The following is a 19,447-nucleotide window of genomic DNA, read 5'->3' on the forward strand; positions in this document are numbered from 1 at the left end:
TATTTCGTTGAATAGATAACATTTTCATGAATATTAGATGCTGGTTTTGTGACTGATGTCGAATATTTGAATGTCGGCTTGAAAAATAAGCCGACCATCTCTTTAATTAAACACAATTCCGTGTAATGTATACACATTAGTTAATCATCTTGTAACTGTTAAATCAGGCAAGGCAATGTTTGAAGTAATTATTACTTCTGACGTGCCTTGCCTTTTTTTTTGGAGTCATGGAATGATCATCGAAAAAGTCATGAACAATAATTGTGTACAGGCATCGATGAATGGACAGGAGGTTATCATTTCTGGACCTGGCGTCGGTTACAACAAAAAATATGGAATGTCGGTCCCTGAGCATCCGGCTAACCGGATTTTTTATGTCAGAAATGAACAAAAAAACAAACTCTATAAATTGATTGAACATGTAGATATTGAGTATGTGTTTGTTGCCGAAAAAATAGTGCAATATGCGGAGAAAAATCTCGAAAAAAATCTCAATCCATCGCTACTATTGATTCTTGCGGATCACATTTCGAATGCAATATCCCGAGTCGCTTCAGGTATACAAATTAATAATGTTTTCCTTGATGAAATCAAAGCGTTGTACAAAGCAGAATATGCAATAAGCCGGGATGCATTAACCATCATCAATGAGCAATTTAGCTTTCAACTTCCGGATGATGAGATTGGTTTTATTGCATTGCATATTTTAAATAACTATGAAAATTCATCTGATTATGAATCGGTACGGATTATTGAATTATCTCAAAAAATCACGGAGATTATCGAGGGTATTTATAACCGAAAGGTGGACAGAAGTTCATTTAACTATTCAAGATTTATGATGCACCTTAAGTATTTTTCTAATCGAGTTTTATGTAATGAAAAGATAAAACAGAAAGATATTGGTGGCATCTATGAGCAGTTTCTTGAGAAAGACATCCTGTTACAGCGCGCAATTCATGAAATTGAAAGGTATCTGTATGCCACTTTTAAATATGAATTAATTTTAGAAGAAAAACTATATCTCTCAATTCGTACCAAAGTATTAATGGACTAATTATATATAACATTTATATGAGATAACCCACATGAAACAAAAGAAAGCCTGGAGTTTTTTTCAGAGCCTGGGGAAGGCATTTATGTATCCCATTGCTCTGCTAAGTGTATGTGGCATGATGCTAGGGCTAGGAAGTGGTTTAGCCAGTGATGATATGGCAAAGTTAATTCCATTTCTGGCTATTCCAATAATTAAAACCATACTTGATTTCATTGTTAGCCTTGGTTTGTTTGCCTTTGTTAATTTACCTGTATTGTTTGCGATAGCAATTCCCTTAGGATTATTAAAAGAGAAAGAGGATAAAGCCTATGGCGCTTTTTCTGGCTTAATTGGTTTTATGGCGATGCATCTGGGAACGAACTTTTATCTTAAACAGCACGACTTATTGGTCGCTGCTGACCAAATGTCGACACATGGGCAAACCATCATTCTGGGGATCCAGTCCTACAATACCAGCGTGTTAGGGGGAATTGTTGCTGGGTTATTAGTCGCCAGCATGTATAAAAAGATCGTTAATTTACGCATTCCAGAATCATTAGGTTTTTATAGCGGCCCACGTCTGGTGCCTATCATTACACTGATTGTGATGAGTGGATTTGGTCTGATCATTCCTTTTATCTGGCCGCCGTTTTTCAATCTCTTCATGCTCATTGGCCACTGGATATCAACTTCCGGTCCTGTTGGTTATTTCTTCTATGCAGTTGCCGAACGTGTGACGATTCCTTTTGGCTTAAACCATCTGGTGACGTCAGTGTTCCGCTTTACGCCAATCGGCGGTTCGGCTGTGATTGGCGGCGAAGAGTATTACGGCACCCTGAACATGTTTATGGCGTACGTCAAAGAGAATGCGGTCATTCCGCTGGATTTGGCGGGGAAAATGGAGCAGGGCAAACTGATGATTCAGTACGGTCTGGCTGGTGCTGCACTGGCCATGTATCGCACTGCTCATGCTCAAAACAGAAAGGCTATCAAAGCATTGCTTATTTCCGGTGTGCTTACGGTTATTATTGGTGGCGTCAGCGAACCGATTGAATTTCTGTTCTTATTTGTCAGTCCGCTGCTGTTTGTCTTCCATGCCTTTATGAATGGATTCGCCAACATGGTCTTGCCATATATGGGCGTGAAGATGGGATTTACTGGCGATCTGATTCAATTTATTAGCTTTGACGTATTGCGTGGCACAAGAACAGGTTGGCCGATCGCGGTGTGTGTCGAAGTGGCCTATTTCTTCATTTATTACTTTGTGTTCCGTTGGACCATTCTCAAATTTAACCTGATGACCGTAGGACGTGAAGAGTCCAGTCCTGTCACGCTGAACGCTCACGAAGAAACTGCAATAGCTAATATCCCAGCTTATGATAAATCAGAGTTGCAGGCAGCGGAGCAAATGGTTAAGGCTCTGGGTGGAAAAGAAAATATTAAATCACTGGATAATTGTGTCACTCGTTTGCGTTTAACTATCGCAGATATGGGATTGATAGATGAGGCTGCAATTAAAAGTGCCGGAGGGATTGCGGTTGTGAAACTTGATCAAAATACCTTACAAGTCATTATCGGCACTAAAGTCATCGCCCTGCGTCGGGATATGGATAACTACATGGGGATACGCTGATGAATGTTTTTAATACCCCTATCTCCCGTAAAGGAACATATTGCACTCAATGGGACTTTTGTGAGGACAGATTTGGTGTAAAAGATGTATTACCATTTTCTATTTCAGATATGGATCTTCCGATACCGGAAGCTATCATCAGGGCATTAAAAAAACGCCTGGAACACCCGATTTTAGGGTACAGCCGTTGGCAGCATGATGATTATCTGAATGCGATAGTCAATTGGTATCATCAACAATATAAAACTGAAATAAAACCAGAATGGATCACCTATAGCCCAAGTGTGATGTATTCAATTGCTAAGGCAATAGAGTTATTAACATTGAATGGAGATAACATTCTCATTTTTACGCCTGTTTATAACGCATTTTTTGATGTAATTAAACAAAGTGGTCGAAATATGCTAACAACCTCTTTGAATAAAGAAAATGAGAGAGGCTACGCTATCAACTGGCAAGATTTTGAGCTAAAAATTAAAAGCGCGAAGATGGTGTTATTGTGTAATCCTCATAACCCGACAGGAACCGTCTGGTCGGAAGAAGATCTCTTCAAAATCGCTGCAAGCTGCGCAAAACAAAAAATCTGGCTATGTTCAGATGAAATTCACAGTGATTTTGTTTTTAACCATGGTTTCACGTCCGCGTTAAAAATAAAAAATGACAAAGTAGTGGTGTTAAATTCGATTTCGAAAACATTTAATGTTCCTGCACTAACAGGATCATATATGATATCCGCTGACCAGGATTTTAATGATAAGTTTAGAACGATATCAAGATATCGCGATTTTGTAAACTCACCATCTATATTGAATGTGATTGCTACCATTGTTGCTTATAACGAATGTGAAGAATGGTTAAAGTCGTTAAAGGATCATATTGCCTCTAACATTCAATTTACCCAGCAGTATTTGAATGAAAATATTCCAGAATTGATCGTGAGGTCCGCTGAGGGTTGCTATTTTTCGTGGATAGATTGCTCGGCCATTGGCTATCCCTTTGATAAATTTTACCGACGATTAATTGATGAAGGGAAAGTGGGTATTATGGCGGGGTATGTTTATGGTACGGAAGGTGAGGGCTATCTGCGTCTGAATCTGGCCTGCGGTCGAGAAAAATTATATATGGGGCTTGTGCGCCTTGCGAGTGTAATTAAAAATATTAATCAGGAAAAAGAAAATGAATAACTCGGAACTTATACATCTTATTAAACATTTTATGCGTAACGAACATAAGGCCGTTGAAGAGGTTATTGATTCCCCACTTTCTGAAGTCGCTAATTTAATTAAAGTATTACAATCTTGTCAGGGTAAAGTTGTTTTTATTGGTGTTGGTAAGTCCGGTATTATTGCCAGAAAACTCGCAGCAACATTTGCCAGTACCGGAACTCCCTCGTTTTTTGTTCACGGTACGGAAGCGGTACACGGCGACCTTGGAATGGTGGCGAAAGACGATGTTGTTATTCTTATTTCAAACAGTGGTGAGACGGCGGAAATCCTGGCGACACTGCCTAGTCTGAAAAGAATGGGTAATTATTTGATCTCTTTTACCCGCAGTCATCACTCATCGCTTGCGATAAGTTGTGATTTATCTGTTGAAATCCCCGTCAAAAGTGAGGCGGATAATTTAGGTTTAGCACCGTCATGCTCGTCTACTGTTGTTCTGGTTGTTGGTGATGCGGTGGCGCTTGCACTCTCCGAATTGAAAAAATTTACTCGTGCCGATTTCGGCTTATATCATCCAGGAGGTGCACTCGGCATTAAAGCAAATTCATAATTTCAAAATATAAATACAGTAACCGGTCACGCCATCTTTTGGGGTGGCGTTCATTGAAGTGAGTGTCAGCTATGAAAAATGTTCTGGTCACCGTCCCCAGCTTTTCAGCACGCTGTGTTTCCGCCAGCAAGTTGCTAAGAGAGAATAATTTTAATCTTATTATTAAGAATAATGTGGAGCATCTGCTTAAATCAGAATCCACTGCATTACGAGAATCTATTTGCGCGGTCATCGCCGGAAAAGATTGTTATCAGGCGGATACGCTATCATTGCTGCCTGGTGTGAAAATAATATCGAGATTCGGGACGGGGATAGACAATATTGATCTTCGTGCGGCACAGCAATCCGGTATTGTAGTCAAAAATGCGGTTGGGATTAATTCAAATGCGGTTGCGGAATTTATCATTGGACTTATCTTTGCGAGCATGAGAAATATTCCTGGCAGCTATCATGCGATGCAAAATGGCTACTGGGTTGAGTCGCATGGCTGTGAATTACAAGGGAAACGGATTGGCCTGGTTGGCTACGGTAATATAGGTAAAACCCTGGCGAAAAGGTTGTCTGGTTTTGATGTTGAGCTTTTAGCTTTTGACAAACAACCCGATTTTCAGGCCGCTGGCAAAGATGGAGTTCAGTTTGTATCAATTGAAGATATCTTTATGCAGTCGCATGTCATCATTGTTCTTTTACCTTTTTCTCCTGAGCTGGAGAACTTCATTAGTCATAAATATTTGTCAATGATGCGCAATGGTGCTCTGATCATCAATGCCGCAAGGGGAAAGTTGCTGGATGAGGGCGCTTTACTTCAGGTGATTGAAGAACGAAATGTGTTTGCGGCGCTGGATGTGTTTAGCTCTGAACCGTTGGCGCAATTTAGCCCACTGCTACATGCCAAAAATATCATTACAACGCCGCATATTGCGGCCGCCACCGTTGAGTCATACCAGCAAACCGGGATACACGTTGCCCAGTCGATAATTGATTACTTCGCAGGAAGGGAGATAAAAAACGTGTTGTGAGTTCAGCGAACGAAGATTTTAAATACAAAAAAACCGCAATTTGTGGAACACATTGCGGTTTATCAGCATTCTAAGTATTGGTTGCGGGGGCCGGATTTGAACCGACGACCTTCGGGTTATGAGCCCGACGAGCTACCAGGCTGCTCCACCCCGCGTCACCGTACTGCTTTTACTTCATCAAATTTTGATTGGTTGCGGGGGCCGGATTTGAACCGACGACCTTCGGGTTATGAGCCCGACGAGCTACCAGGCTGCTCCACCCCGCGTCACCGTACTGCTTTACTTCATCAAATTTTAATTGGTTGCGGGGGCCGGATTTGAACCGACGACCTTCGGGTTATGAGCCCGACGAGCTACCAGGCTGCTCCACCCCGCGTCCGTGGATGCGCACTATACTCCGCTCGCGTTTTCATGCAACCTTTTTTTTAACCCGATCACGGATTCGGCATGATTTTGAACAAAAACAAATCACTAAAGCCTATTTTTTGTGCAAAATTTGCGTCAGGGAGAGGCTGCTCATTTCATTAAACGCGGTGGTTTGTTATCTTCGTTGCGCCTTATTTTTTAACCTGAAGAAGAGAACAATGAAAGGACGTTGGGTAAAGTACCTTCTTATGGGCACGGTTGTGGCAATGCTTGCCGCCTGCTCTTCCAAACCAACCGATCGCGGACAGCAATATAAAGACGGGAAATTTACCCAGCCTTTCTCTCTGGTGAACCAGCCAGATGCCGTTGGCGCGCCGATTAACGCCGGTGATTTTGCCGAGCAAATTAACCATATCCGTAATTCGTCACCGCGTCTGTATGGCAACCAGAGTAATGTTTATAACGCGGTGCAAGAGTGGCTGCGCGCAGGCGGTGATACCCGCAATATGCGCCAGTTCGGCATTGATGCCTGGCAGATGGAAGGTGCCGACAACTATGGTAACGTGCAGTTTACAGGCTATTACACGCCGGTAATTCAGGCGCGCCATACCCGCCAGGGCGAGTTCCAGTATCCTATTTACCGTATGCCGCCAAAACGTGGTCGTCTGCCGTCTCGTGCGGAGATCTACGCGGGGGCATTGAGCGATAAATACATCCTCGCTTACAGCAACTCCCTGATGGATAACTTCATTATGGATGTGCAGGGTAGCGGGTATATTGACTTTGGTGATGGCAGTCCGCTTAACTTTTTCAGCTATGCAGGGAAAAACGGTCATGCATATCGCAGTATTGGTAAGGTGCTGATCGACCGTGGCGAAGTGAAAAAAGAAGATATGTCGATGCAGGCGATTCGTCACTGGGGCGAAACACACAGTGAAGCCGAGGTTCGCGAGCTGCTGGAACAGAACCCGTCTTTCGTCTTCTTTAAACCGCAATCTTTTGCACCGGTGAAAGGGGCAAGTGCGGTGCCGCTGGTTGGCCGTGCTTCTGTTGCCTCCGATCGTTCAATTATTCCGCCAGGTACTACCTTGCTGGCAGAAGTGCCGCTGCTGGATAATAACGGCAAATTTAACGGTCAGTACGAATTGCGTCTGATGGTGGCGCTGGATGTCGGTGGCGCAATCAAAGGCCAACACTTCGATATCTATCAAGGGATCGGGCCGGAAGCCGGGCACCGCGCAGGTTGGTACAACCACTATGGACGTGTCTGGGTGCTGAAAACGGCTCCGGGCGCAGGTAACGTCTTTAGCGGCTGATGTGATATTCTGTATGCCGTTTTTACGTATACGACAGGGTGAGGGATAACCTCGCCCTTTTTATTCTGAGGTGCTATGTCTGTGGTAATTAGTGATGCATGGCGTCAGCGTTTTGGTGGCACAGCGCGTCTGTATGGTGAAAAAGCGTTGCAACTGTTTGCTGACGCGCATATTTGTGTGGTCGGTATTGGCGGTGTCGGTTCCTGGGCGGCGGAAGCGCTGGCGCGCACGGGGATTGGCGCAATCACGCTTATCGATATGGATGATGTGTGCGTCACCAATACCAATCGGCAAATTCATGCCCTGCGCGATAACGTTGGGCTGGCAAAAGCGGAAGTAATGGCGGAACGTATTCGCCAGATTAACCCGGAGTGCCGTGTAACGGTGGTGGATGATTTCGTGACGCCGGATAACGTAGCGCAGTATATGAGCGTGGGTTATTCGTACGTGATTGATGCCATTGATAGCGTACGGCCCAAAGCGGCGCTGATTGCTTATTGTCGGCGCAATAAAATCCCGCTGGTCACGACTGGTGGCGCGGGTGGGCAGATTGACCCGACGCAGATTCAGGTTACCGATCTGGCGAAAACGATTCAGGACCCGCTGGCGGCGAAGTTGCGCGAGCGCCTGAAAAGCGATTTTGGCGTAGTGAAAAACAGCAAAGGTAAGCTCGGCGTGGATTGCGTGTTCTCTACCGAAGCGCTGGTGTACCCGCAGTCAGATGGCACGGTCTGTGCAATGAAAGCTACGGCGGAAGGGCCAAAGCGGATGGATTGTGCATCTGGATTTGGTGCCGCGACGATGGTGACCGCCACCTTTGGTTTTGTTGCGGTTTCTCATGCGCTGAAGAAGATGATGGCGAAAGCGGCCCGTCAGGGGTAAACAATCAGGTCGGATGCGACGCGAACGTCTTATCCGACCTGGTTCTGTGCTTAAACCTGCTTCGCCACAGCGATAATCGCCTCGCTTAACGCATTCAACCCCTGGCTGCGTGAGGCGCTAAGTTGCGCACGCAATCCCAGCTCATCAAACAATGCCAGCGGCGACTGTGCCTGCAATTCGGCGGCGGTTTTGCCCTCAACGGCAGTCAACAACACCGCAAGCAGGCCGCGCACAATGCGTCCTTCGCTGTCGCCAAAGAAATGCATCTTGCCGTTTTCAGCCATGGTATATCCCAGCCAGACGCGGTTTTCGCATCCGGCAATCTCTTTAGCCTGCGCTTTTAACTCGTCTGGCAAAGCCGGCAGCTGTTTCCCCAGCATGATCAACTGGCGATATTTATCTTCCCATTGCGACAACGGTGCGAAGGTATTGCGTAACGTTTCTGCGGTTACGGTTGTGCCGAACGGATGTCCGGCGAATTGCGGGTTTGTCATTAATCCACCAATAATTCCAGCGCGCGGTCAACGGCATTCACCAGCGCATCCACATCACTCTTTGTATTATATGGCGCAAATGAGGCACGCAGTGTGCCGGTTACGCCTAATTCTGCCAGTAGCGGCTGAGCGCAATGCTGCCCGGCGCGCAGGGCAATACCGTACTCCGCCAGCAGCGTCACCATATCGCTGTGATGAACGCCAGCAAAATCGAAGGCCAGCAGGCTGGAATCCTGGCAGCGGAATGAACGAAAGCCTGGACGTTTCGCCAGCGCATCTTCCGCCAGCGTTGCTAAGCTACGGCTCCAGTTTTCAGCCTGGTTGATATCGTAATCTGCCAGCCATTCCAGCGCCGCGCTTAATCCTATGACACCAGCGACATTTGGCGTTCCGGCTTCCAGTTTCCACGGCGCAGATTGAGTCGTGAAGCCGTCAAAACTCACTTCGTGAATCATTTTGCCGCCACCCAGCCAGGGTGACATCGCTTCCAGCAGTTCTGATTTGCCATACAGCACGCCGATACCCGTCGGGCCATACAGTTTGTGACCTGAAAAAGCATAGAAATCAATATCCAGTTGCTGAACATCCGCAGGGAAATGCACCGCCCCCTGAGCACCATCAACCATCACCACCATCCCGGCTGAATGAGCAAAGGTAATCGCTCGCGCCAGATCCGGGCAACCGCCAGTGACATTCGACATTTGTCCCAGAGCAAGAATTCGACTACGAGGTGTGATCAGTTCTGGCAACAAATCGACATCCGGCAGTCGCTGCGCATTAAGCGGCAATTTCACCACTTTGGATCCAGTTTGTTGGGCGACCATCAGCCAGGGGACAAGGTTGGCGTGGTGTTCTGCCACGCTGACAATAATCTCATCGCCCGGTTGCAGACGCGGACGCGCATAGCATTGTGCCACCATGTTGATGGATTCAGTGGTGCCGCGCGTCCAGACGATAGTTTTATCATCCGGTGCATTCAGTAATTGCGCCACTTTCTCTCGTGCAGCTTCATAACGCGCGGTCAGGCGTTGGGCTTCGGCAAACTGGCTGCGATGGACGTTTCCGGCGCTCAGGCTGTAAAACTGTCGGGTGGCTTCAACCACGGCTTCAGGTTTAAGCGCGGTCGCGGCGCTGTCGAGATAGACGCCCGCATCCTGTAGTGCGGGAAACTGGGCGCGAAACTGCGCGGGATTAAAAACGTTCATGGTACTCCTCGGCTTGATGCACCGATCGTGACGCAAAATTCACTTTGATACAAGGAGAGTGCTAACCATCAGAATTATCTGGATATCCTGGCGAAGCCGCGTCAGTAACATATGCTGAATAGTGTTAGGCGTTAATTTTAGCCTGTTAATCAATGCTATTAAGATTTATTAATCGCTTTAAGGAGAAGATGATGAAAAAGACTGCCGCAATTATTTCTGCCTGTATGCTGACTTTTGCCCTGAGCGCCTGTTCCGGTTCGAACTATGTGATGCACACCAATGACGGACGTACCATCGTCTCTGACGGCAAACCACAGACTGATAACGATACCGGTATGATTTCGTATAAAGACGCTAATGGCAACAAACAGCAGATCAACCGTACTGACGTGAAAGAGATGGTCGAACTGGATCAGTAATTCGCGATCGCAAGGTAAAAAAAAGCACCGCAATTAGGCGGTGCTACATTAATCACTATGGACAGACAGGGTAAATGTACAGGAAGTGAAAAAAGGTAGCTTTGCTACCATGGTCTGAATCGCAGACCAATTGCAAACACAACAACACAACATCACAACCGTAAGCCAAAAGTTCACCAGAACACGCATTCCGATAAAACTTTTCGTTCCGGCTCAGGAAGTGCCGCCACTATAGGTATTTGCTGGTAGAAGCTCAACGGACAATTTATAATGGCTCAGATTAAAAAAACTAATAGGTTACACAGTGTGATCTAATTGTTAAATTCATTTAACATCAAAGTTTAAAAGCCATGTCTAAACGATTACCACCGCTAAATGCCTTACGAGTTTTTGATGCCGCAGCACGCCATTTAAGTTTCACTCGCGCAGCAGAAGAGCTTTTTGTGACCCAAGCCGCAGTAAGTCATCAAATCAAGTCTCTTGAGGATTTTTTGGGGCTAAAACTGTTCCGCCGCCGTAATCGTTCACTCCTGCTGACCGAGGAAGGGCAAAGCTATTTCCTCGATATCAAAGAGATATTTTCGCAATTAACCGAAGCGACGCGTAAACTCCAGGCCCGTAGCGCCAAGGGGGCGTTGACGGTCAGTTTACTCCCCAGTTTCGCCATTCATTGGTTGGTTCCGCGACTTTCCAGCTTTAATTCAGCTTATCCGGGAATTGACGTTCGAATCCAGGCGGTTGATCGTCAGGAAGATAAGCTGGCGGATGATGTTGATGTGGCGATATTTTATGGTCGGGGCAACTGGCCGGGGCTACGGGTGGAAAAACTTTACGCCGAATATTTATTGCCGGTGTGTTCGCCGCTACTGCTGACTGGCGAAAAACCCTTGAAGACCCCGGAAGATCTGGCTAAACATACGTTATTACATGATGCGTCACGCCGTGACTGGCAGACATATACTCGCCAATTGGGGTTAAATCATATCAACGTTCAGCAAGGGCCAATTTTTAGCCATAGCGCCATGGTGCTGCAAGCGGCTATTCACGGGCAGGGAGTGGCGCTGGCAAATAACGTGATGGCGCAATCTGAAATCGAGGCCGGACGTCTTGTTTGCCCGTTTAATGATGTTCTGGTCAGTAAAAATGCTTTTTATCTGGTTTGTCATGACAGTCAGGCAGAACTGGGTAAAATAGCCGCCTTTCGCCAATGGATCCTGGCGAAAGCCGCTGCTGAACAAGAAAAATTCCGCTTTCGTTATGAACAATAATTTACGTAGGGTACGACCATGACCAGCCGTTTTATGCTGATTTTCGCCGCCATTAGCGGCTTCATTTTTGTGGCTCTGGGCGCTTTTGGCGCGCATGTGTTAAGTAAAACCATGGGGGCCGTTGAGATGGGCTGGATCCAGACCGGTCTCGAATACCAGGCGTTCCACACGCTGGCGATCTTAGGTCTGGCGGTGGCAATGCAGCGTCGCATCAGTATCTGGTTTTACTGGAGTAGCGTTTTCCTCGCGTTAGGCACGGTGCTGTTCAGCGGCAGCCTTTATTGCCTGGCGCTGTCCCATCTGCGTTTGTGGGCATTTGTCACACCGGTTGGCGGCGTGAGCTTCCTCGCGGGCTGGGCGTTAATGTTAGTTGGTGCTATCCGTTTAAAGCGCAAGGGCGTAAGTCATGAATAAGGTTGTATTGCTGTGCCGTCCGGGCTTTGAAAAAGAGTGCGCCGCAGAAATTACCGATAAAGCCGGCCAGCGGGAAATTTTCGGTTTTGCCCGCGTGAAAGAGAATGCGGGTTATGTCATTTATGAATGTTATCAACCTGATGATGGCGATAAGTTAATCCGTGAGCTGCCGTTCAGTTCATTAATTTTTGCCCGCCAGTGGTTTGTGGTGGGGGAACTCCTGCAGCATTTGCCGCCAGAAGATCGTATTACCCCCATTGTCGGCATGTTACAGGGTGTAGTAGAGAAGGGCGGTGAACTGCGTGTTGAAGTTGCCGATACCAACGAAAGCAAAGAGTTGCTGAAATTCTGCCGTAAATTCACCGTGCCGCTACGCGCTGCCTTGCGCGATGCGGGTGTGCTGGCGAACTATGAAACGCCGAAGCGTCCGGTTGTGCATGTATTCTTTATTGCACCAGGCTGCTGCTATACCGGTTACTCATACAGCAACAATAATTCGCCGTTCTATATGGGCATTCCGCGCCTGAAATTTCCGGCAGATGCGCCGAGTCGTTCCACGCTCAAACTGGAAGAGGCATTTCATGTGTTTATTCCTGCGGATGAGTGGGATGAACGCCTGGCGAACGGGATGTGGGTGGTGGATTTAGGCGCTTGCCCAGGCGGCTGGACCTACCAACTGGTGAAGCGCAACATGTGGGTTTATTCCGTCGACAACGGCCCGATGGCGCAAAGTCTGATGGATACCGGACAGGTGACGTGGCTGCGGGAAGACGGTTTCAAATTCCGTCCGACACGCAGCAATATCTCCTGGATGGTATGCGATATGGTTGAAAAACCGGCGAAAGTTGCGGCATTGATGGCGCAGTGGCTGGTTAATGGCTGGTGCCGTGAAACCATTTTCAACCTCAAACTGCCGATGAAAAAACGCTACGAAGAAGTGTCACACAATCTGGCGTATATTCAGGCACAGCTTGATGAACATGGCATAAATGCTCAGATTCAGGCGCGGCAGTTGTATCACGATCGCGAAGAAGTGACGGTGCACGTCCGCCGTATCTGGGCTGCGGTGGGTGGTCGTCGCGACGAGCGATAACAGGCAAGGCCGGGGCGTCGTCTCCGGCCTGCTACCCTTTCCGTCAGGCTGTTACCAAAGAAGTTGCAACCTGGCGCTCATCAGAAATAATGTGCGTTACCTCATCCAGATGCCCGATGCGGGCTTCCCCTGAACGATTAAATTTACTTTTATCAATCAATAACAACGATTGCGCGGCGCGTTTTAATAGCATTGATTTGTAATCAGCGTTGATGGCATTGGAGTCCCACAGTGCGCCGCTGCTATCGATCCCTTCACAAGAAAAAATAAACAGATCGATTTCCAGCGATTTAAGTTGGGAAATCAGCGAGGGATTGACGTAACAGCCATATTTGCGCTCAAGTGTGCCACCGGAACTGATCAGTTGAATGCGTTCGCGTTTACCGAGTTCATGGCAAATCGGATGGCTATTGGTGAAGACCTGAATGTTGATGTCAGGCAACTGGCGTGCCAGATACCAGCAAGTTGAACTGGCGTCTAAGGCTATCACCATCCCTTCTTCAATCCACGCGAGCGCCTCGCGCGCGATATCTGCTTTATGCGCATAATGGCTTTTCAGCCGGATGTGAAAGGGATCGCCACTGTCTTGATTTTGACGGTGGATATATTTAGCGCGTCCATGATTGCGCAGAATTTTACCCTGCGTCTGTAATTCATTGAGATCGCGACGAATGGTTTCTTTACTGACCTTTAGCTGTTCAGAGAGAGCTTCCGTGGTCAGGCTGGTATGGTTCAGCAGCAGGTCGACTATCGCTTGCTGGCGTGCCGCTTTCATATTTTTCACCCCATCATTCGATAACCGCCCGCGTCATGCGGGCGTACCGGTATGAGATTACGGTGTTACCCCTTTTTTTAAAAGAATATTCCCGTACTTCGCTCGTTCGCCTGTGATAACGATCGCAAAGGCTTTTTGTGCCCGTTCATAAAACGCAAAACGATTGATGCGGATGATGTCAGGACACGGGGCTTGTAGTGAAAGCGCATTACGGTAACGTCGTTCTACTTCAGGATCGAGAGTGTCACCTTCTACCGCCGCCATCATCACCAGCGGCGGTGCATAACTGTCCAGTTCAAATAATGGGATAATCGCCTGGAGCAAGTCGCTCACCAACAGGCCATCAGCGCGGATCACCTGCGGTCCCATCGAATGGGCGGGAAAGTGAGCATCGGAAAAAATAATTTCATCTCCATGTCCCATCTCTGCCAGCACTTTCAATAGTTCGGGAGAAATTAACGGCGAAATTGTTTTCAGCATTTCACACTTCCTCTATAAATTCAGGTTCAGTTTGCGGGTAGAAATAACGGTACTGATAATGAATCTGCGCGCGAGCTTCCTCCGGGCTGTTAAATTCCCCTACGCCATACCAACCGAACAGCGCAGCTCCTGCGACGGTCGTTTCGGCGTCGTCGAGAACTTTTACCGGAATATCAAGCATATTGGCTTTAATCTGATTCCACAATGTGTTGCGACTTCCTCCACCGACTAACAATAATTCAGAGGCTTTAAAGTGCCCGATTTTTTCCAGCATCTGTAGATTGTGCTGTAATTGCGCAGTTAACCCTTCCAGCGCCGCGCGATAGAAATGCCCCCGCGTGGTATTAAGCGTCACTCCTTGCCAGCCAGCGTTCTGACACGACAATAAATCACACTGCATTTTCACGCCATCCGCGCCAGGCGCGATCAGACGAGCCTCTTCAATCAACATTTGCCAGGGAGTTTCAGCCGTCCAGAACAGTTTTCTCACCCATTCCAGCACGCCGGATGCCAGCCATTGCATACCTGGGTTATACAACCCTGCCTGACTATCCAGTTCGCAGGTCGAACCGGTGTACTGACTTAACAGCGAAGTATCAACCTGGGTGCTACGGACCATTAAAATTTCCCATGTACCGGAAGAGAGCACGGGTTCATTTTGTTCGGCACCAGCGCCAAAAAGGGCGAACTGGGTATCGTGACCTGCGGAAATCACCGGTATGCCAACGGGTAAGCCGAGCATTGCTGCGGCGCTGTTCTGTAACGTACCAATCTGTTCACCCGCTTCCACCAGACGAGGGAAGAGTCGGCGTGGAATACCGGTGGCTTGTAAAATTTGCGGACTGAAATCGCGTTGCTGGATATCCAGCATCTGGCTGGTTCCGGCCATCGTGATATCAGTAGAGAATTCGCCGGTTAAACGGTGGTTAATCAGCGACGAAATAAAGAGCCAGGCGTGCGCGCGTTCCAGCAGTTGTGGATGATTTTCTTTCAACCACACCAACTTATATAACGTATTGAAACTAAAGGCTCCGACGCCAGAAATAGCCTGCAACCGCTGTGCGGAGATCAACTGTTCAATATTGTCCATAACCGCTGCTGTTCGCGGACATTTCCAGCTAATGATCGGATAGAGCAGATTGCCTTGCTTATCTACCAGAGCGCCATCCACACCAAAGGTGGTGACGGCGATACCGCGGATGTGGCAATCAGTCAGTTCACTATTGATTTGCCGACAGCAATCAGCAAAGCGTTGCAAAATGGCGTCTAAAGACCACTGGTGCCAGGTGTTGTTTTCCATCGCGATATCGCTGGCATTAGGCGTTGAGGCGCGGGCAACAATTTTTCCCTGCCGATTAACCGCGATGGCCCTGACATTGGTCGCGCCACAGTCGAGTACCAGGATAACTTCTTGTTTCATAATCGCTCCTGCAATATAGCCGGATAACATTGTTTATCCGGCTAACCACTCTTGCTTGTTCTGGCCCGGTAGCCGGAGCGACCGGGCATCACATCAGGGAGTAATGTATTAACGCTTGTACAACGGGCCGTAGTTCTGGCAAGCGCGGTAATCCTGGCCTTCAATATCCATGCCGTGCGCGGCCCAGGCAGAAGGACGATATACTTTGGTCTCTTCAACGTTGTGCATACATACCGGGATACGCAGCATGGAGGCGAGAGTGATAAAGTCTGCGCCAACGTGGCCGATGGTCAGAACCCCGTGGTTAGCGCCCCAGTTCGCCATTACCGAATACACATCCGTAAACGGCCCTTTACCGGTGAGGCGCGGTGCAAACCAGGTGGTTGGCCAGGTTGAGTTGGTGCGTTTGTTGAGGATGTCATGCACATCCTTCGGTAACTCAACGCTCCAGCCTTCCGCGATTTGCAGTACCGGGCCCAGGCCTTTGATGATGTTGACACGGGTCATGGTGAACGGGACGCCGCCTTCGGTAAGGAAGCGGGAAGAGTAACCGCCGCCACGGAAGTATTCGTGGATCGCCGGGCACCATTCGGTAGCGGCGAGGCAAGCGTCAGCCTCTTGCTGAGAGATTTCCCAGTGTGGCTTCATCGTCGGGTTACCTTCGCTGTCGCGTTGTTTACAGGAACCGTCCAGCGCAGCAGAACCGGAGTTGATCAAATGGATGATGCCGTGTTCTGCCAGTCCATCCAGTTTATGCCCCGTTACACGTTCAATTGCTTCTGGTGACCAGTAGGTACGCACATCGGCAAATACCTGAGCGGTGCCGGTGAGCTGGTGACCCATTAGCATTGCCACGCCGTTAAGACTGTCGTTTTCGGTCGCCACGACAAAGGGTTCGCGCACGCCATTCCAGTCAAATGAACTGTTAAGGATCGCTTCGGCGGTGTCGCCATTGGGATATTGATCGGTCCAGTGACGTTGCCCCTGGAAGCCCGCAGCGATGGCGTTGTAGCCAAGTGATTCTTCCACGCGACCAATATCGGCCAGTTTGCTGTTGCCTTGCATCATGTCGCGGATACACATCGCCATCACTAAACTTTCGCGCAGAACTGCGCGGCTTTGCTCGGCATTGCGTTGATACTGTTTGTTATTTTCATCTTCGCCATAGCGGAAGTTTTTATCAGCCCAGGCCAGCGCCATTTCCAGTTCGGCTTCGTCGTAAATCTTCTGATCGATACGGCGACGCAGTTCGGTCATATCCACCGCCTGGACTTTCATTCCCAGCCAGGATTCAAAGAAGTTGTGATCAACAATGGAACCGGCGATACCCATCGAAACGCCGCCCAGCGACAGATAGCTTTTACCTTTCATGCTGGCGACGGCCAAACCGGCGCGGGCAAAGCGCAGCAGTTTTTCTTCAACATCAGCAGGAATCGATGTGTCATCGGCATCCTGAACGTCATGACCGTAAATGGAGAATGCCGGGATGCCTTTCTGGCTGTGAGCTGCCAGAGCCGCAGCCAGGTAAACAGCGCCGGGGCGTTCAGTGCCGTTAAAGCCCCAAATGGCTTTCGGGCGGGTTGGATCCATGTCGATGGTTTCACTGCCATAGCACCAGCAAGGCGTTACCGTAATGGTGAGGCCTACATTCTGGCTGCTGAATTTTTCTTCGCAAGCAGCGGCTTCAGCCATACCCGCGATACAGGTATCGGAAATGACACACTCGACGGCAGCTCCGCAGGCATGGCGCAGTTTCTCGGTCAGCAGTGCAGCCGTGGCTTTCGCCATATTCATTGTTTGTTCTTCAAGCGACTCACGAACACCCATGCGACGACCGTCAATAACCGGGCGGATACCAATTTTCGGTAACGTATTAATTTTCATCAGGATTCCTCATCTCGCTTTATTGGCGCTCTGCTAAGGCGGAGAAAGGAAACCACCGAAGCAGTAGTATTGGTCATTACTTGCTAACTCGAGTTAGCTTAGGTTTGTAGGCTTTTTATGCACAACTTTTTTGTTGTTGAAATGTGAGGGGCTTCACGAGAAGTGGTTAAAATACGATCTCTGTCAAATTATTATTTAGCGGGATAAAAATAAATTTTACGTATAATCATATAGTTATTATATTTTAATGGTTATGCATCACAGTTTTAACTCAAATGATTTGGCTAATTTGTATACCTAAAATAGCTTTAAAAGGCGATCGCTAACTCGAGTTAGCAAAATGCTAAGAATAGATTGATGCGATGAATATTTATTCAAAGGTTATTCGTATCACAGTGGAGATGGCTTTAGTAGCGACGTTTATGCCGTACTTCACATTTTCAGTTTCTGATTATTGAGGAAAGCTGCAATGTCCGAAACATTTTTGCAAATGAAACATATCACCAAACGCTTTCCTGGAGTGTTGGCGCTTAATGACGTGCAATTTACCCTACGCCGGGGCGAGGTTCATGCATTATTAGGTGAAAATGGTGCAGGAAAATCTACCTTAATGAAAATTTTGTCGGGGGTTTATCAACCTGATGAAGGCGAAATAATTTTTGAAGATAAACCAGTCTCATTTTCTGATCCGTTAAGTGCGCAAAACGTAGGTATTACTATTATTCACCAGGAATTTAATTTATTTCCCGAGCTTACAGTAGAGGAAAATATTTTTATCGGCAGGGAGTTTTGTAAAAAAAATCGCTGGCGTCTGGATGAAAAACAGCAACGCCAGGCGACGATTGAAATTTTGCAAAAATTAAATTTGGCGATCAAACCAGATACTCTGGTTGCCGACCTTACGGTAGCTCAGCAGCAGATGGTAGAAATTGCCAAGGCCATTTCAGTTAACGCCAGGATTCTCATTATGGATGAACCTACTGCGGCGTTAACAGAAACTGAAATTGAAAGCTTATTTCGCGTCACCCGGTTATTGAAAGAGCAGGGGACCGGCATTGTGTATATCTCCCACCGTCTGGAAGAGTTGGCGCTAATTGCCGACCGCGCGACTGTAATGCGTGATGGTCAGTACATCAGCACGGTGGATTATGAGTGCGTAAAAATCAGCGATCTGATTGCCATGATGGTTGGTCGCGATTTGGGGAATATCTATCCCCGCCGCGAGGCCTTGCAGCAGCGGATTCCGGTTCTGAAGGTAAACGGACTGACGCGCAAAGGCGTCCTGAACGATATTAATTTTACGCTTTATCGTGGCGAGATCCTCGGCTTTGCCGGACTGATGGGCGCGGGGCGTACTGAACTTGCGCGTGCGATTTTTGGTGCGGATTCCATTGACAGCGGAACGCTAAAATTAAATGGTAAGGAAACCGTTATTAAAGATATTTCGGATGCTATTCAGCAGGGAATTAGTTACCTGACGGAAGACCGCAAAAAAGAAGGGCTGGCGCTGAATTTATCTGTTGAACGAAATATTATGTTAGGAAACTACCCTGAGTATTCCGATCGTTTTGGGAATGTCGATTCGCGTCGTTGCCAACAAACCAGTGAGGAACAGGTAAAAGCGTTAAGGATTAAAACGCCAAATCTTGAACAGGCGGCATTAAATCTAAGTGGAGGAAACCAGCAGAAAATTATAATTGCACGTTGGGTGTGTAAAGATACTGATATTTTAATCTTCGATGAACCCACTCGCGGCATTGATGTTGGCGCCAAATTGGAAATCTATGAGTTAATGAATCGCCTGGTGGCAAAAGGGAAATCAATCATCATGATCTCCTCTGAATTGCCGGAGGTGTTAGGAATGTGCGACCGTATTTTAGTGATGCGCAGTGGTCGAATTACCGGCGAACTTAGCGCAAAAGAAGCGACACAAGAAAAAATCATGCAATACGCGACGTTAGAGGATTAAA

At 47.6% G+C, this 19,447-nt stretch carries 18 protein-coding genes and 3 tRNA genes; 12 read left to right on the top strand and 9 right to left on the bottom strand.

Translation table 11 applies throughout. The features are described from left to right. Positions 1-232: 232 nt before the first annotated feature. The 5 genes from ACJHWK_RS05735 (at position 233) to ACJHWK_RS05755 (ending at position 5,461) form a co-directional block, all read left to right on the top strand. Complete coding sequence (locus ACJHWK_RS05735; RefSeq protein WP_170886437.1) at positions 233-1,057, top strand: PRD domain-containing protein; 825 nt, start codon at positions 233-235, stop codon at positions 1,055-1,057. A 31-nt stretch (positions 1,058-1,088) separates the two neighbouring features. Continuing rightward, positions 1,089-2,669 carry a PTS transporter subunit EIIC gene (locus tag ACJHWK_RS05740; protein ID WP_170886431.1) on the top strand — a complete coding sequence of 527 codons (1,581 nt, stop codon included), beginning with the start codon at positions 1,089-1,091 and terminating at the stop codon, positions 2,667-2,669. Then, positions 2,669-3,853, top strand: a complete 1,185-nt coding sequence (locus ACJHWK_RS05745) for a MalY/PatB family protein (protein ID WP_001100456.1) — start codon at positions 2,669-2,671, stop codon at positions 3,851-3,853. Before ACJHWK_RS05740 ends, ACJHWK_RS05745 begins: the two co-directional genes overlap by 1 nt. After that, positions 3,846-4,442, top strand: a complete 597-nt coding sequence (locus tag ACJHWK_RS05750; protein ID WP_001065576.1) for an SIS domain-containing protein — start codon at positions 3,846-3,848, stop codon at positions 4,440-4,442. The genes ACJHWK_RS05745 and ACJHWK_RS05750 overlap by 8 nt, the downstream gene beginning before the upstream one ends. 71 nt (positions 4,443-4,513) lie before the next feature. Further along, positions 4,514-5,461 (top strand): phosphoglycerate dehydrogenase, encoded by a 948-nt coding sequence (locus ACJHWK_RS05755; RefSeq protein ID WP_001328930.1) that lies wholly within the window; start codon positions 4,514-4,516, stop codon positions 5,459-5,461. 78 nt (positions 5,462-5,539) lie between these two features. Here the strand turns inward: ACJHWK_RS05755 and ACJHWK_RS05760 are convergent. The 3 genes from ACJHWK_RS05760 to ACJHWK_RS05770 all read right to left on the bottom strand — a co-directional run bounded on the left by ACJHWK_RS05760 (position 5,540) and on the right by ACJHWK_RS05770 (position 5,837). Next, positions 5,540-5,616: transfer RNA gene (locus tag ACJHWK_RS05760), tRNA-Met, on the bottom strand. 34 nt (positions 5,617-5,650) lie between these two features. Next, positions 5,651-5,727, bottom strand: a tRNA-Met gene (locus tag ACJHWK_RS05765). Positions 5,728-5,760: 33 nt separating this feature from the next. Further along, positions 5,761-5,837, bottom strand: a tRNA-Met gene (locus ACJHWK_RS05770). Between the two features lie 208 nt (positions 5,838-6,045). Here ACJHWK_RS05770 and mltA point away from each other — a divergent pair. Together mltA and tcdA are read left to right on the top strand one after the other, a co-directional pair. Next, positions 6,046-7,143 carry a murein transglycosylase A gene (mltA, locus tag ACJHWK_RS05775; RefSeq protein WP_000678646.1) on the top strand — a complete coding sequence of 366 codons (1,098 nt, stop codon included), beginning with the start codon at positions 6,046-6,048 and terminating at the stop codon, positions 7,141-7,143. Positions 7,144-7,218: 75 nt separating this feature from the next. After that, positions 7,219-8,025 (top strand): tRNA cyclic N6-threonylcarbamoyladenosine(37) synthase TcdA, encoded by an 807-nt coding sequence (gene tcdA / locus ACJHWK_RS05780; RefSeq protein ID WP_000117728.1) that lies wholly within the window; start codon positions 7,219-7,221, stop codon positions 8,023-8,025. Between the two features lie 50 nt (positions 8,026-8,075). Here tcdA and csdE read toward each other — a convergent pair whose 3' ends face one another. Both csdE and csdA read right to left on the bottom strand, forming a co-directional pair. Next, the gene (csdE, locus tag ACJHWK_RS05785) at positions 8,076-8,519 is read right to left on the bottom strand and encodes a cysteine desulfurase sulfur acceptor subunit CsdE (RefSeq protein ID WP_001521182.1); all 444 of its coding nucleotides are present in this window, start codon (positions 8,517-8,519) and stop codon (positions 8,076-8,078) included. Then, the gene (csdA, locus tag ACJHWK_RS05790; RefSeq protein WP_001521181.1) at positions 8,519-9,724 is read right to left on the bottom strand and encodes a cysteine desulfurase CsdA; all 1,206 of its coding nucleotides are present in this window, start codon (positions 9,722-9,724) and stop codon (positions 8,519-8,521) included. Before csdA ends, csdE begins: the two co-directional genes overlap by 1 nt. Positions 9,725-9,915: 191 nt before the next feature. Between csdA and ACJHWK_RS05795 the strand changes: the two genes are divergently transcribed. The 4 genes from ACJHWK_RS05795 (at position 9,916) to rlmM (ending at position 12,918) form a co-directional block, all read left to right on the top strand. Further along, a complete protein-coding gene (locus tag ACJHWK_RS05795) occupies positions 9,916-10,143 on the top strand; it encodes a YgdI/YgdR family lipoprotein (RefSeq protein WP_000750398.1) in 228 nt (75 codons plus the stop codon). A gap of 350 nt (positions 10,144-10,493) precedes the next feature. After that, complete coding sequence (gcvA, locus tag ACJHWK_RS05800) at positions 10,494-11,411, top strand: glycine cleavage system transcriptional regulator GcvA (RefSeq protein WP_000044401.1); 918 nt, start codon at positions 10,494-10,496, stop codon at positions 11,409-11,411. An 18-nt stretch (positions 11,412-11,429) separates the two neighbouring features. Further along, entirely contained in the window at positions 11,430-11,825 is a 396-nt protein-coding gene (locus ACJHWK_RS05805; protein WP_000203905.1) for a DUF423 domain-containing protein, read from the top strand. Beyond that, on the top strand, positions 11,818-12,918 hold the full coding sequence (gene rlmM, locus ACJHWK_RS05810; protein ID WP_089647076.1) for a 23S rRNA (cytidine(2498)-2'-O)-methyltransferase RlmM: 1,101 nt from the start codon (positions 11,818-11,820) through the stop codon (positions 12,916-12,918). The genes ACJHWK_RS05805 and rlmM overlap by 8 nt, the downstream gene beginning before the upstream one ends. A gap of 43 nt (positions 12,919-12,961) precedes the next feature. On the opposite strand, the gene fucR is transcribed toward rlmM, so the two are convergent. The 4 genes from fucR to fucI form a co-directional block, all read right to left on the bottom strand. After that, positions 12,962-13,693 carry an L-fucose operon activator gene (fucR, locus tag ACJHWK_RS05815; RefSeq protein WP_000642344.1) on the bottom strand — a complete coding sequence of 244 codons (732 nt, stop codon included), beginning with the start codon at positions 13,691-13,693 and terminating at the stop codon, positions 12,962-12,964. A 57-nt stretch (positions 13,694-13,750) separates the two neighbouring features. Further along, complete coding sequence (gene fucU, locus ACJHWK_RS05820; protein WP_000920840.1) at positions 13,751-14,173, bottom strand: L-fucose mutarotase; 423 nt, start codon at positions 14,171-14,173, stop codon at positions 13,751-13,753. A gap of 1 nt (position 14,174) precedes the next feature. Next, positions 14,175-15,593: an L-fuculokinase gene (gene fucK / locus ACJHWK_RS05825; protein WP_001521180.1), complete on the bottom strand. Its 1,419-nt coding sequence runs from the start codon at positions 15,591-15,593 to the stop codon at positions 14,175-14,177. A gap of 108 nt (positions 15,594-15,701) precedes the next feature. Beyond that, positions 15,702-17,477 (bottom strand): L-fucose isomerase, encoded by a 1,776-nt coding sequence (fucI, locus tag ACJHWK_RS05830; protein ID WP_020232922.1) that lies wholly within the window; start codon positions 17,475-17,477, stop codon positions 15,702-15,704. 469 nt (positions 17,478-17,946) lie between these two features. On the opposite strand from fucI, the gene ACJHWK_RS05835 reads away from it, so the two are divergent. Continuing rightward, the gene (locus ACJHWK_RS05835) at positions 17,947-19,446 is read left to right on the top strand and encodes a sugar ABC transporter ATP-binding protein (protein ID WP_001521178.1); all 1,500 of its coding nucleotides are present in this window, start codon (positions 17,947-17,949) and stop codon (positions 19,444-19,446) included. Position 19,447 lies beyond the last annotated feature (1 nt).

This window comes from Escherichia sp. WS547 (assembly GCF_046486065.1).
Classification (GTDB): domain Bacteria; phylum Pseudomonadota; class Gammaproteobacteria; order Enterobacterales; family Enterobacteriaceae; genus Escherichia; species Escherichia coli.